13 protein-coding genes, 1 pseudogene and 1 riboswitch are annotated in these 13,178 nt (G+C 39.3%); of the genes and pseudogenes, 2 read left to right on the top strand and 12 right to left on the bottom strand.

The window, feature by feature from the left end:
• Both B494_RS0104460 and B494_RS0104465 read left to right on the top strand, forming a co-directional pair.
• Positions 1 to 477, top strand: coding sequence for a hypothetical protein (locus B494_RS0104460; RefSeq protein ID WP_017471172.1), 477 nt, complete (start codon positions 1 to 3; stop codon positions 475 to 477).
• A gap of 31 nt (positions 478 to 508) precedes the next feature.
• Positions 509 to 1,060 (top strand): hypothetical protein, encoded by a 552-nt coding sequence (locus tag B494_RS0104465; RefSeq protein WP_017471173.1) that lies wholly within the window; start codon positions 509 to 511, stop codon positions 1,058 to 1,060.
• A gap of 182 nt (positions 1,061 to 1,242) precedes the next feature.
• On the opposite strand, the gene B494_RS0104470 is transcribed toward B494_RS0104465, so the two are convergent.
• From B494_RS0104470 to B494_RS19850, 12 genes and pseudogenes are all read right to left on the bottom strand, one after another.
• Positions 1,243 to 2,244 (bottom strand): acrylyl-CoA reductase family protein, encoded by a 1,002-nt coding sequence (locus B494_RS0104470; protein WP_017471174.1) that lies wholly within the window; start codon positions 2,242 to 2,244, stop codon positions 1,243 to 1,245.
• 148 nt (positions 2,245 to 2,392) lie between these two features.
• Complete coding sequence (locus tag B494_RS0104475) at positions 2,393 to 3,031, bottom strand: queuosine precursor transporter (protein WP_017471175.1); 639 nt, start codon at positions 3,029 to 3,031, stop codon at positions 2,393 to 2,395.
• Positions 3,032 to 3,079: 48 nt separating this feature from the next.
• Complete coding sequence (gene queF, locus B494_RS0104480) at positions 3,080 to 3,577, bottom strand: preQ(1) synthase (RefSeq protein WP_017471176.1); 498 nt, start codon at positions 3,575 to 3,577, stop codon at positions 3,080 to 3,082.
• 115 nt (positions 3,578 to 3,692) lie between these two features.
• A riboswitch (PreQ1 riboswitch) is annotated at positions 3,693 to 3,739 on the bottom strand.
• Between the two features lie 738 nt (positions 3,740 to 4,477).
• Positions 4,478 to 5,668 carry an acetylornithine transaminase gene (locus B494_RS0104485; protein WP_017471177.1) on the bottom strand — a complete coding sequence of 397 codons (1,191 nt, stop codon included), beginning with the start codon at positions 5,666 to 5,668 and terminating at the stop codon, positions 4,478 to 4,480.
• Positions 5,661 to 6,449, bottom strand: a complete 789-nt coding sequence (gene argB / locus B494_RS0104490) for an acetylglutamate kinase (RefSeq protein ID WP_017471178.1) — start codon at positions 6,447 to 6,449, stop codon at positions 5,661 to 5,663. The genes B494_RS0104485 and argB overlap by 8 nt, the downstream gene beginning before the upstream one ends.
• Positions 6,450 to 6,461: 12 nt before the next feature.
• Positions 6,462 to 7,688: a bifunctional glutamate N-acetyltransferase/amino-acid acetyltransferase ArgJ gene (gene argJ / locus B494_RS0104495; protein WP_017471179.1), complete on the bottom strand. Its 1,227-nt coding sequence runs from the start codon at positions 7,686 to 7,688 to the stop codon at positions 6,462 to 6,464.
• A 13-nt stretch (positions 7,689 to 7,701) separates the two neighbouring features.
• Complete coding sequence (argC, locus tag B494_RS0104500) at positions 7,702 to 8,739, bottom strand: N-acetyl-gamma-glutamyl-phosphate reductase (protein ID WP_017471180.1); 1,038 nt, start codon at positions 8,737 to 8,739, stop codon at positions 7,702 to 7,704.
• Between the two features lie 300 nt (positions 8,740 to 9,039).
• The gene (locus B494_RS0104505; protein ID WP_017471181.1) at positions 9,040 to 10,173 is read right to left on the bottom strand and encodes a bifunctional cystathionine gamma-lyase/homocysteine desulfhydrase; all 1,134 of its coding nucleotides are present in this window, start codon (positions 10,171 to 10,173) and stop codon (positions 9,040 to 9,042) included.
• Positions 10,173 to 11,096: a PLP-dependent cysteine synthase family protein gene (locus tag B494_RS0104510; RefSeq protein ID WP_017471182.1), complete on the bottom strand. Its 924-nt coding sequence runs from the start codon at positions 11,094 to 11,096 to the stop codon at positions 10,173 to 10,175. Before B494_RS0104510 ends, B494_RS0104505 begins: the two co-directional genes overlap by 1 nt.
• Before the next feature lie 9 nt (positions 11,097 to 11,105).
• Positions 11,106 to 11,573, bottom strand: a complete 468-nt coding sequence (locus B494_RS0104515; protein WP_017471183.1) for an S-ribosylhomocysteine lyase — start codon at positions 11,571 to 11,573, stop codon at positions 11,106 to 11,108.
• Complete coding sequence (locus B494_RS0104520; RefSeq protein ID WP_017471184.1) at positions 11,566 to 12,225, bottom strand: class I SAM-dependent DNA methyltransferase; 660 nt, start codon at positions 12,223 to 12,225, stop codon at positions 11,566 to 11,568. The genes B494_RS0104515 and B494_RS0104520 overlap by 8 nt, the downstream gene beginning before the upstream one ends.
• 486 nt (positions 12,226 to 12,711) lie before the next feature.
• Positions 12,712 to 13,013 (bottom strand): annotated as a pseudogene (locus tag B494_RS19850) (transposase); the annotation flags it as partial.
• Positions 13,014 to 13,178: the final 165 nt, after the last annotated feature.

Below are 13,178 nucleotides of genomic sequence, written 5' to 3' on the forward strand. Positions count from 1 at the left end.
ATGAAAATTAACAAAAAAAGAAATTTTATTTTTATCTTCATCTTATTAATCACCTTCTTTATTGTCTATAATCACTCAGGCCAAAGCGAGGAATTTTTATTTGAGCAGCACGAATTGGCGCTTAAGTTAAGGCTAGATATAGATTATAAAGTCAACCATGATTCGCTTCTCCCTATTCTTAACGCTACCTCATATACAGATGAGTTACTAAGTAGATGGAAGGCAATAGCTAATTTTCATCCGACGTTTAATTACCCTAAAGATGCTATAAAATCTGCAGATTGGGATGAAGTAGGAAAAGCCCTTGATCACGATTGGGAAATTTATGATGAGATAGCTGATAATATGATAGCTAAAGCAGAGGACGTTCCAGAAAATTTTAGTTTACATGGCCAACATATTTATGATTATATACTAACTGGAGTTACCAACAAATTACATTTTAAACAATTACTTATCGCGTTAGGGATTGAATAATTGCGATCATATTAGTGGAGGGATAAGCGTAATGTCTAATAAGAAGAAGCTTTTCATATTATTTTTAGTCATTCTTAGTATTATAAGTTGCTTGTATTATTTTATAATGCAAAATGATGAGAAATTGATAGAAAAAGAGCTAACGCATTTAATACAAAGCGATTTAGAAGGTTATCAATTTAAGTTTATTGACAATAATCATGCGCTTGCTTTTTATGGATGGGGATATCCTTCTCAACCACATTATGGTTTGGTAGAGTTAGAAAAAACAATGTTTGGCTGGCAGGCTATTAATGGCTATAGTAACTTTATTATATTAGAAGATAGCCTAATCTTATGGGAAGCTACTTCACTAGCTGACTATTTCATCTTAAGAGGACCTATACATCATCGCGTCTCAAAACTTGAACTGGTAAACCAAATAGGTGAAAAATTAACCGCAGAAATATTTGAAGTGAACGTTGTGCATAACATGTTTTATTTTCTATTAGAAGAACAGCCCTTAACGGGTGCTACACTGATATTACGAGATGCAGACAATGAAATAATTGAGAAAGTGGATCTAGAGTTTGATGACAAGTAATACCAATACACACTTTCTCCGCTTAACTTTAAGCATTTATTGAGTCCAAATGTGGTGGAGCAGACAAGCACCCCACCACACATGGCAAAACTTCGGTATTGTCCTTTTCTATCTGATTCTCATTATTCACATACCGTCTCAAATCTCCACTGCTACTTGCATATCAACCACATTCACTGATTTTACAAGAGATTAACGATGATTCTTCCTTGCGCTTTGCCTTCTAATAGCGTTGGTAGTGATTCACTTAATGCGTCTAAAGTAATTTCTTGATTTGTAATCGATTGGAACTGTTTGGTTGTTAACTTAAGGTCTGTCGCCATACGTTGCCATACTTTTTTTCTAACATCCATTGGACAAAACACAGAATCGATCCCAATTAAGTGTACACCTCGTAATATAAATGGATGAACGGAAGTCGGGACTTTAACACCACCTGTTAGCCCACTAACAGCGACAGCTCCATTATATTTTAATTTACTAATAATCGAAGCCAGTGTTTCTCCTCCAACCGGATCAACAGCACCCGCCCAAGTTTGTTTATCAATAGAACGACGTTTTTCGCCTGTAACTGCCTTTCGATCAATGATTGTTGTAGCACCAAGATCAGACAACCATTGATGCGCTTCGTCTTTTCCTGTACTCGCTTCGACATGATAACCAAGATTAGCTAACATCGCTGTCGCAATACTGCCGACACCACCAGAAGCACCTGTCACTAAGACATTTCCTCGATCTGGTGTGACGTTGTGGGCTTGCAACTGATCAATTGAAAGCGCAGCTGTTAATCCAGCAGTACCTAATACCATCGCTTGCTTCAATGTTAATCCATTAGGTAGAGGAAGCACCCACTCCGCTTTTACTCGTGCATATTGGCTATATCCTCCATCATGGCTAACACCTAAATCGTAACTGGTTACAATAACAGGATCCCCTGTCGAAAAACGATCATCACTCGACTCAACAACCTCTCCAGCAAGATCAATACCAGGAATCATAGGATAATCCTTTACAATTGGACTATCTGACATATTCGCCAAGGCGTCTTTGTAATTAATCCCCGAGTAATGTACACGAATGAGAACTTCACCTTCAGGCAAATCTCTTATCGTCAATGCCCTTACTTGACCCTCGACTTGACCATTTTTTTCAACTAACTGATAAGCTTTAAAGCTTGCGTCCATGTTGATCACCTCTCCATATATTATTGTACAAAACTTTCTTTGCACGATTAACTGATTCTGATTCCATTATACCTTGTGATATTAAAACAGGCACTTATTTTAAATAAGTGCCTGTTGACGGTTTAAATCTATATGTTTAAGAGCCTTCTTAACCTGCTTTAACCTCAGGTGTATAAAGGTCATTTGGGTTCTCTTTACGCGCCCATTTCACAAGAAGATATGTGAACGGGGTATCGGCTACGGCGACAATAAATTTAAAAACATACTGTGTAACAATCATTGAGATCAAGACGTTTGTAGGAACAGTACCTATAAATGCAATGATAATAAAGATGGCTGTATCAATAAGTTGACTAGATGCTGTTGATAAATTATTTCTAAGCCATAATTTTTTTGTCCCATGCTTTTGTTTCAAACGATGGAAGACCGATACGTCGATGTGCTGACTAATGATATAGGCGAATAAACTAGCAAACATTACACGGAAACTACCACCTAATATTGCCTCAAATTCCGCTTGCATCCCGAAGGCTTCTGCAGCTGGTAAATGAATAGCCGCTAAAACAAAAAATAAAGCAACAACTTGGGTGAAGAAACCGGCTCTTACTGTTTTCATGGCAGCATCTTTGCCATAAACTTCACCAATCACATCGGTAATTAAGTAAGTGACAACATAAACAATCGCTGCAGCTGGTAAAATAAATTCACCCACGCTGAACAATTTTACTGAAAGAATATTAGATAAAATTAATAAACCAACAAATAAACCATTTAAATAAATAAACACTTTTATCGCTCCTTCATTATATTTAGGAGGCCTCTTCGCTAACCCTCATTAGCGATTATCAACTTTTTCTGGGTATAAGTCGTGATTCAGCATACGATGTGTTGCGATCTCTTCATATTTCGTATTTGGCTTACCATAATTACAATAAGGATCAATAGAAATACCACCGCGCGGGGTGAATTTCCCCCATACTTCAATATATCTTGGCTCCATCAATTCAATTAGATCATTCATAATAATATTGATACTATCCTCATGAAAATCCCCATGATTACGGAAACTAAACAAATAAAGTTTAAATGATTTACTTTCAACCATTTTTTGATCAGGAATGTAACTAACATAGATCGTGCCAAAGTCTGGCTGATTTGTTTTCGGACATAATGTGGTAAATTCAGGGCAATTAAATTTAACAAAATAATCCCGATTCGGGTGCTTATTATCAAATGTCTCAAGCACTTCCGGTGTATAGTCAAAGTTATATGTTGTCTCTTGATTTCCTAGTAGTGATAAATCTGTTAATTCACCTTGCTGACGTTGCTCCATTTTACACGTCTCCTTTCACTGTCTACTGGCCTCAGGTTACGATCACATCATACGACCGCTTCCTTATGCACTAAAAAACCACACCCACTAAGGATATGGTTCGTTATCACGTCATATGCCCTTAGTTTTTTATAGAGGGTTTAAGCTAAGAACCTCTCCCGATAAATAATCGGAAAATATATTTCCATTACTGAGATAGTATACTGATTTACAAGATTGTTGTCAATAACGTTCTAGTTAGTTACTCAACTTTCGCACACTGAAAATAGTCATTCAACCTTGATCGTGCTCAATAGGCTTGTTGACATTACTTCTGCATGGATGTGCCGCGGACGTTTAGCACGTTATTTCGTTCCGAAAAGCAAGGGATTCGCTTTTCGCGGGGATGGCTTCAGCTAACGGGTTTAGAAGCTAAGAGCGCTTCTAAAGTGGATCTTCCGCTCATCCTATTCCCGCAGAAGTCTCACCTCTTGCTTATCTCCACTTAGACTGGGGGTTCATACTGAATGCGATTTCTCCATTTTGCGTACAAACGCAACTAATTTTCATGCGAATTTCTTACTTTTCGTGCGATCGCAACTCGCTTTCGTGCGAATTCCTCTCTTTTCCTGCGAACGCAACTCACTTTCGTGCGAACGTAACTAATTTTCATGCGAACGTAACCAGCTTTCGTGCGAATTTCTCACTTTTCGTGCAAACTCAACTAGCTTTCGAGTCAAGTCCAGCCGCACGAAATAAAGCACTATTTAGCATATGAGATATGTGTAGACGCCTGTGGGAGTAGCCCACCTACGCGTCTAAAACAAAAGGTTTATAATCAATCGAAAATCTATATTCAAAGGCAACGCTTGTATTTAATATTAGGATTACCCTTATGCTATCTTAGATGAGAAAGTTGAGTCAGTTAAATAACTCAGTTAAAATGTGTAGTACCTGATCCATTTCTTCAACAGACGTTGTTAACGGTGGTAAAATACGGATCACATTCGGTCCTGCTACGAGGATTAGCAACTGATGGAATTCTCTTGCCTTGTTAACATAATCAATCGCCGCTCCGTTTATTTGCAGCCCCAATAAATAACCTGTTCCTCTAACATCAATAATTGCATCGGCTTGTTCGGCTAATTGTTGCAACTTTGTTTTGAAATAAGCCGCATGCTTTTGGACATCACTTAAAAATGAGGGTGCCAGTAAAGTTTCCAATGTAGCGAGACCAGCTGTTGTGGCAAGGGGATTACCTCCAAAAGTAGAGCCGTGCGTACCTGGAGAAAAAGCCTTGGCAACATGCGCTTTTGCAAGAATAGCACCAATAGGAAATCCCGAGCCAAGACCTTTGGCAACTGTGACGATATCCGGTTCAAAATCATATTGTTGATAGGCAAACAGCGTCCCTGTTCGCCCCATCCCAGTCTGAATTTCATCAACAATAATCAGCACATCGTGTGCGCGGCAAATTGCCACTAACTGCTCTACCCATGCCTTTTGAGCTGGAATCACACCACCTTCGCCTTGCACAAGCTCCAACATAACCGCTGTCGTTTCCGGTTTAATTAAATCATTCAATGCATCGCTATCGTTATATGGCAAATGACGAAAGCCGGGCATTTTAGGTGCAAAACCTTGTTGGATTTTTTCTTGAGCAGTAGCAGCTAAAGTTGCCAACGTCCGTCCGTGAAAGGACTGTGAAAATGTCACCACTTCATACTGGTCTGTTCCTTTTACATCGACAGCATATCGTCGTGCCAACTTCAATGCCGCTTCATTGGCCTCGGCTCCACTGTTGCAAAAGAATACTTGATCAAAACAACTATTTTCCGCTAGCTTACCGGCTAACTGCTGTTGACTTGGAATATGGTAAAGGTTTGAGCAATGCCATAGCTGTTCCAGTTGATCAACTAGTGCGGCTTGCACATATGGTGGGCGATGCCCAAGGTTACAAGTTGCAATCCCTGATGTGTAATCTAAATATTTAGCCCCTTGTTCATCCCAAACATAACTCCCGCTTCCTTTTGTCAATGTTAATGGAAAACGATTATATGTTGGCATGAGATTAGCTGTATAGTCATCAATGATCATTTCTTTATTAGGCATGAGCGACCTCCTTTAAATAAATACGTGTACCAACAGCTGCACCATCAATAAATTGAGTAATACTATTAGCGTTCATTCCATTAAGAATCGCCACTTCAGTTACACCAGACTCCAACGCATCAATGGCACCTCTTACCTTTGGAATCATTCCCCCACTGATGACTTGATCGGCGATCAACTGCTCAATTTTTGATGGATCAGCAACCCGCAAAACTTCTTCTCCGACATAAATACCATCAATATCACTCACAAAACAAAGTGGAGCAGATAATGCAGATGCAATAGCTGCCGCTGCCGTGTCCGCATTCACATTATAACGTTGTTGATGCGGTCCAATAGCAATCGGAGAAATAACAGGAATATAATCTTGCTTAATCATCGTGTTAATAAACGGTGTATTTACTTGTTTAACTTGACCGACATAGCCGATTTCCGCCGTTTCTCCCACTGGAATAGCTGAAAGTAAATTACCATCCACACCACTAATACCGACTGCTTTACCCTGTTGTTCATTCAGCTTTCTTACCATTTGCTTATTTATCGAACCACTTAGTACCATCTCAACTACATCTAACACTTCATGGGTTGTGACACGCAGCCCATCAACAAACGTTGTCGCCACGTTCATTTGTTTTAGTTGTGATGAAATCATTGGCCCACCCCCATGTACAATAATAGGGTTAACACCTTTTACTTTTGCAAGTGCTGCTATGTTTTTATAAAAAGTATCAGGCAATTGTTCCACGATACTCCCACCACATTTAATAACCAAATTTTTCACGTTAACTCCCCCTCACGTTCGATATGAAGCGTTTATTCTGACGTATTCGTAGGACAAATCGCAACCCCAACCTACTGCACGCCCTTGACCATTACCAACATCCACACCGATGATAATGTGATCCTCCATTAAATAAGCCTTCGCCTCCGATTCATCAAATTGAACAGGAACACCGTTGCTAACGACTAAAATATCGCCCAATTTAACCGACACCTGATCAGGGTCCACGTCAACTCCACTATAACCAATCGCTGTAATAATCCGACCCCAATTAGCATCTGAACCATGGATAGCTGCCTTGACAAGATTGGAAGAAATAACGGCTTTACCGAGCTTTCTCGCCCCTTTATCATGTGTTGTACCCACTACTTGAACTTCTATTAGTTTGGTAGCCCCTTCCCCATCTCTAGCAATGTCTTTTGCTAACGTTTGACAAACAAACTGTAATGCCTGTAAAAATAGCTCCCATTTCGGATGTTTAGGTTGAAGTGTCGCATGGTTTGCCTGACCGTTAGCCATGACTAACACCATATCATTCGTACTCGTATCACCATCTACCGTAATCATGTTAAAGGATTGATTCGTTACTTCTTTTAGTGCTAGGTCAAGTGCATCAGCATCCACCTTCGCATCAGTTGTAATAAAGCTAAGCATCGTCGCCATATTAGGATTAATCATACCTGATCCTTTAGCAGCACCACCGATCGTGACGAGAGCACCATCAATTTCAATCTGAACAGCCAAGCCTTTTTCTTTCGTGTCTGTTGTTAAAATAGCTGTTTCGAATTGATCACTGGTTTGGATCATCGGATCAACTGCACGTATACCTTGTCTCAGTTTAGTCATTGGTAAATGTTCACCAATTAACCCAGTCGAGGAGACAGCCGCATAGTGGGGGGCTACGTTAAATTTGTCAGCGATGAGGTCACGCATTTCATAAGCATCGTCAAGTCCCTGTTTTCCCGTACAAGCATTGGCAATGCCTGAATTAACAAGAAGCACTTGTAATTTTTGTTCAACAGCTAGACTTTCTCGCGTAACGATTAACGGCGCCGCTTGAAAACTATTGGTTGTATAAACACCTGCAGCAATGGCTGGCACTTCTGAATATAGCCACGCCAAATCAGGTTTTTTCTTGCGAATTCCACAGTGTAAGCCACCCGCCTTATAACCCATAGGAGAGGCAATATCACCATGTTCGATCAATTTTATATCTTCAGTTAATGTTGCTAGTTTCATTGTGTTAACCTCCTTAAGGATAGACAGGCAGATAAGCTAAACCGGTCTGCTCATCCCACCCATACATGATGTTCATATTTTGTACCGCTTGACCGGCTGCACCTTTTACTAGATTATCAATCACCGCTATTATGGTTAATTTTTGAGTGCGGTGATCAAGAAAAATACCGAGATCACAATAGTTACTTCCATACACTTCTTTTGTTGCCGGCATTCCACCTTGTGTACGCATGCGGACAAAATGATCTTCTTGATAATAATAATGGTAGATCGCTTCCAACTCTGACTGGGTTACCTGTTGATTTAAATCTGCATAGATTGTCGTCATAATCCCACGTGTCATCGGGACAATATGTGGCGTAAAGTGAACACGATAACACTGTTCAGATTTTTCAGATAAATATTGCTCTATTTCAGGAATATGTTTGTGCTCCCCTATTTTATAAGCCCTAGTATTTTCATTCATTTCCGAGAAATGAACCGTTAAAGAAGTACCTCTCCCAGCACCTGATACACCTGTCTTTCCGTCAATAATAACCGAATGTGGTGAAATCAGCTTTTGCTCGACAATCGGCATCAGCCCTAACAATGTTGCTGTCGGATAGCATCCTGGATTAGCAATGAGCTGAGCATTAGCAATTTGATCACGGTAGACTTCACTTAATCCATAGACAGCTTTATCTAAATACGTTTGTTCTGCTGTGTCTGAACCGTACCATGCTTGATATTGATTCGGATCATTCAAGCGGAAGTCACCTGATAAATCAATACATTTAACCCCGGCGTCTAGCAATTGAGGCACGATACGACTACTTACACTTGGTGGTGTAGCGAAAAAAACAAGTTCAACTTGTGCCACTATATCATCCACGCTTAATGTATCCATAGGCTTATCAATAATATGATTCACATGTGGGTATACGTCTGAAAATAAAGCACCCGCTTGTGAGTGCGATATGATTTGCGCAATCTCTACATGTGGATGGTGTTGCAGAAAACGAATAAGTTCCACCGCCCCATAACCTGTTCCACCGATAATAGCTACTTTCATCTCTGTAAACACTCCCAATCCGATCTTGTTTGTGGTTAATTATTATACTTTATTTTGTATGTTTATACAATACTTATTAATAAATTTATTTGTTTTTAAGGTTATAATGAATATTTATACATTGAAATTGTATATTAACATGAGCTAAAATACATTTTAAAAAGCAAAAACAACACATAGCGCATCCACCAATCCCATTAAAAATTGGGGTGACTATATTTTAGATAACCTTTATTTACTTAATCACATACAAAAAAGGAGCTGAAACAAAACATACGTTTTGTCCCAGCTCTTTTTCGTTTAACTTAAGGCTTGATTTAAATCTTCTAATAAATCATTGATATCTTCTATACCGACAGAAATGCGGATCAAACCATCCACTATGCCTAGCTCTAACCTTCTGTCTCTCGGGATCGAAGCATGCGTCATCTTAGCTGGAATTGAAATTAAGCTTTCTACCGCACCTAAACTTTCTGCCAAAGTGAAGTATTTGACTTTGGCTAGCACACGATCAGCATTCGCTTCACTACCGACATCAAAAGAGATCATGCCACCAAATCCATTTGCTTGTTTGTTAGCCAGTTGATGCCCTTGATGTGTTTCCAGCCCAGGATAATACACGGTTTTCACTTGGTTATGATCAGCTAGAAATTCAGCGATTTGACGTGCATTGGTATCAATCGCCTCCATTCGAATGCCGAGTGTTTTTATGCCACGCATCAGTAACCAGGCATCTTGTGGACCTAAAACAGCACCAGCTGAGTTCTGAATAAAGTGAAGGTGTTCAGCCAGCTCCTCAGAGTCAACAACCACCAGTCCTGCCACCACATCACTATGGCCTCCGATATATTTTGTTGCACTATGGATCACAATATTTGCTCCAAAATCAATTGGATTTTGAAAATAAGGTGTGGCAAATGTATTATCTACGATTAAACGCAGATCCCGCTTATTAGCGAGCTGGGCAACTGCTTCGATATCTGTTATTTTAAGTAATGGATTTGTTGGCGTTTCGATAAAGATTGCTTTCGTTTCCGGTTGAATAGCTGCTTTAATTTCTGCTAACTCAGCGGTATTGATAAATGTGTAGTTGATATTAAATTTGGTTAATACTTTCGTTATTAACCGATACGAACCCCCATAGACATCATCGGTAATAATGATGTGATCTCCGGGCTGAAAAAGCATCATAACACTTGTAATTGCAGCCATTCCCGAAGCAAATGCAAAGCCGGCCTTACCATTTTCTAATTCAGCGATCACTGTTTCAAGGGCATGCCTTGTCGGATTACCTGTACGTGAATATTCATAACCGGTATGCTTTCCAGCTTCAGGCTGTTTATATGTGCTAACTTGATAGATCGGAACCGAAACAGCTCCCGTCTTTTCATCTCCAGTAATACCACCATGAACCATCTTCGTTTTCTGTCGCATTATATGCCTCCTTGATAAATCTTTTTACTTAAGTAACGTTCACTACTATCCGGAAATACGGTCACAATATTTGTATTTGCTCCTGCTTTTTTTGCTTCTTGTACCGCCGCATACATAGCTGCACCTGATGAGCTCCCAACTAACAGCCCTTCCCGCTTACCGAGCACGGTCACATAGTTAAAAGCATCTTGATCAGAAACCGTATAAATATCATCAAAGTGATTTTCATTCATATACGGAGGGATCACTTCCATACCAATGCCCTCTGTTTTATGAGGACCAGGCTTCCCTCCCCCAATAATAGAGCCTTCAGGTTCAACAATAACCGTCTTGATCTGATCCTTCTTTTCCTTAAAATACTTTGCGGTCCCAGCAAATGTTCCTCCTGTTCCAGCGCCGGCAATAAAAATATCAATTACACCATTAAGATCGCCCCACAATTCAGGAGCTAGCGATTGATAGTATGCGTACGGATTGATCGGATTCTCAAATTGTTGGGGAAGATAACTATCAGGGGATTGCTGTTGTAATGCCTTAGCTTTCTCTACCGCCCCTTGCATCCCAAGTGAAGAATCCGTATGGACAATTTCTGCTCCAAGTGCCTTCATAAGTTCTTGTTTTTCTATACTGAACTTTTCAGGCACACAAAATATAACTTGGAGCTGATACTTCTGCGCGGCCAACGCTAAGCCAATACCTGTATTCCCAGCGGTCGGTTCGATAATCGTTCCACCTTTTTTAAGTTTCCCGGTCAACAAGGCATCTTCAACAATCGCCTGCCCTAATCGATCTTTGACACTACCACCAGGGTTAAAATACTCTAATTTTGCATAGATTTTCGTTCCATTAGGTTGGCGAAAGCTTTTTAATTCAATTAAAGGTGTATTCCCTATTGTTTCATGGATATGATTAACTAAAGGCATATGTTCACCCTATTCTGCAAAAACAACACGCCATTGATCATGCTTGTTAAGCATATCCTTAGCAATTGTTTTTGCTCCATTTAGACTATGGTTGGCCGCCCAGCCACACTGGACCTCATTACAAGCAGGTACTTCCGTCGCTTCTAATACATCTTTTAAAGTTAAAGCTAGCGCATCAATGACTTCATCATATTGATGATCATTTAAAATGGATAGATAGAAACCAGTTTGACAACCCATAGGCCCGATGTCCAATACATGATCAAGATGATTTCTAATTTGTTCCGCCATTAGATGCTCTAACGAATGTAATCCGGGCATTTCCATATGTTCCTGATTGGGCTGTTTAAATCGAATATCATATTTATAGACACGATCTCCATTTGCACCTTGGTTCACACCAACTAAACGAACATACGGCGCTTGCACCTTAGTATGGTCTAAATTAAAACTTTCAACATTCATTTTTTCACTCATCTCCTTCAACCTCCCTCTTTTTCTCTGCAACCAATAGCCAAACGAAATCATTCATTTGTTTAGACGAAATTTCGAAACCTGCATCTATGAAAATAGTATTTATCGTTGACAAGAGCGGATAATGCTCTGTACGCAAGTCTTCAGCCAAATTATAAAATGATTGTTGTTCCGCTCGTTTAATTGTTTCTTCCTTCACTTGACGTGATGCAAAGACCGTATCCGCAAAAACAACACGCCCACCGACCGGTAATTGTTGATTAAATTGGTAGCATGCGCGTTGTTTTTCACTGTCTGTTAAGTGGTGAAAAGCATATGTGCTCGCAATGGTTTCTATAGGTTTTTCAGGCTGTGAAAAACTCAAAAAATCGCCATTGGTAATCGTTATCTGTGGTAACTTCATACGTGCTTTCTTCCGCATCGCTTCTGATGGCTCTACACCAATGACATCATGATGAGCTTGTAATAACTTTTCAGTTAAATTACCTGTACCAACACCAAATTCTAATACTGTTCCTTTGACTTGATTAACAACCGCTTGCAAAATCTCGTCATAATGGCGAAAGACAGCTTGATATTCTTGATCATCACCTGAAACCGTTCGATCATAATCGTCTGCCCAATTATCAAATAAAGAGACAAATTCTCTACCCATGTCATTTTACGCTCCCTTATTAATTCTTACTATATAACTATGAATTATCGGAATAATTGGTTATAACTTATCATAATTTTTTTCTAAAAGCAATTTTTTTTGAATAATAATGACTGTGGGAGGATGATAGTAAGAGATGCTTTTAATACCGTTAACAAACATGTGAAACAACAGAGATAGGCATGGTTTGAGGAAAAGGGTAGATTTAGCCTAAAGCATTCTTGTAAGTTAACTATTTTTGTAACTAGCAACACCAGAGAACGACTAGCCTTTTTATCTTTAACCAGTGGGGGCATTGACTGAACATTGAGTGAATCAAGACATTAAAACCTGTTACCTTCCACCTAGACAGATGGCCTCTGCCCCCTATTTCGAGAGACTGCTGAAAAAGTAGTATTTTTCTCCCGTATTAATAAAAATAAAAAACGAGCGTAATGCTCGTCATAAAAGGGAGAAATTATACTTGTTTTTCTGAGTATACAGCCCCTACTTTATCTCTTTTTCATTTATTAGCTTAATAATTCGTTTCATATTAACGACGAAGATGGTGTCAGCTCCTTGCATCTTCATGCCAAACAGACCTGACCTGAGGTAATCGCTTTTTCATACCCGTGTCTATTTTTCAGCTCTGCATTTTTTGCTTCTATTTTATATCTTGATGCGGCTAACTCTTTAAATTCTTTTGTCTCTTGGAATACCTCTTGTTCCACATGTTCTGTTGATTTTATTGTTATTGAATAGGATTTTGTTTTGGCCCCTTCTCGATAACAACCTTCACGCAACGGACATACTGAAGAATAGGTTATTTCTTCTTTCAATTGCAAAATCAACAAGATCGTGCATTTGACGAAGAAAGTTGTCTTTTAGAATAAACGCATCATAGAGTTGCATATAAGGACTTAACGAAAGGGATGTTTGTTGTTTTAACATAAAATTTTCACCGCTCTTTTTTT

Origin of the sequence: Amphibacillus jilinensis Y1, from assembly GCF_000306965.1 — a bacterium.
Classification (GTDB): Bacteria; Bacillota; Bacilli; order Bacillales; family Amphibacillaceae; genus Amphibacillus_C; species Amphibacillus_C jilinensis.

Excerpts from the sequence above, each read along its gene's own strand:
- B494_RS0104460 (WP_017471172.1), top strand. The coding sequence starts at position 1 with ATGAAAATTAACAAAAAAAGAAATTTTATTTTTATCTTCATCTTATTA.
- B494_RS0104465 (WP_017471173.1), top strand. The coding sequence starts at position 509 with ATGTCTAATAAGAAGAAGCTTTTCATATTATTTTTAGTCATTCTTAGT.
- B494_RS0104470 (WP_017471174.1), bottom strand. The coding sequence starts at position 2,244 with ATGGACGCAAGCTTTAAAGCTTATCAGTTAGTTGAAAAAAATGGTCAA.
- queF (WP_017471176.1), bottom strand. The coding sequence starts at position 3,577 with ATGGAGCAACGTCAGCAAGGTGAATTAACAGATTTATCACTACTAGGA.
- B494_RS0104485 (WP_017471177.1), bottom strand. The coding sequence starts at position 5,668 with ATGCCTAATAAAGAAATGATCATTGATGACTATACAGCTAATCTCATG.
- argJ (WP_017471179.1), bottom strand. The coding sequence starts at position 7,688 with ATGAAACTAGCAACATTAACTGAAGATATAAAATTGATCGAACATGGT.
- argC (WP_017471180.1), bottom strand. The coding sequence starts at position 8,739 with ATGAAAGTAGCTATTATCGGTGGAACAGGTTATGGGGCGGTGGAACTT.
- B494_RS0104505 (WP_017471181.1), bottom strand. The coding sequence starts at position 10,173 with ATGCGACAGAAAACGAAGATGGTTCATGGTGGTATTACTGGAGATGAA.
- B494_RS0104510 (WP_017471182.1), bottom strand. The coding sequence starts at position 11,096 with ATGCCTTTAGTTAATCATATCCATGAAACAATAGGGAATACACCTTTA.
- B494_RS0104515 (WP_017471183.1), bottom strand. The coding sequence starts at position 11,573 with ATGAGTGAAAAAATGAATGTTGAAAGTTTTAATTTAGACCATACTAAG.
- B494_RS0104520 (WP_017471184.1), bottom strand. The coding sequence starts at position 12,225 with ATGGGTAGAGAATTTGTCTCTTTATTTGATAATTGGGCAGACGATTAT.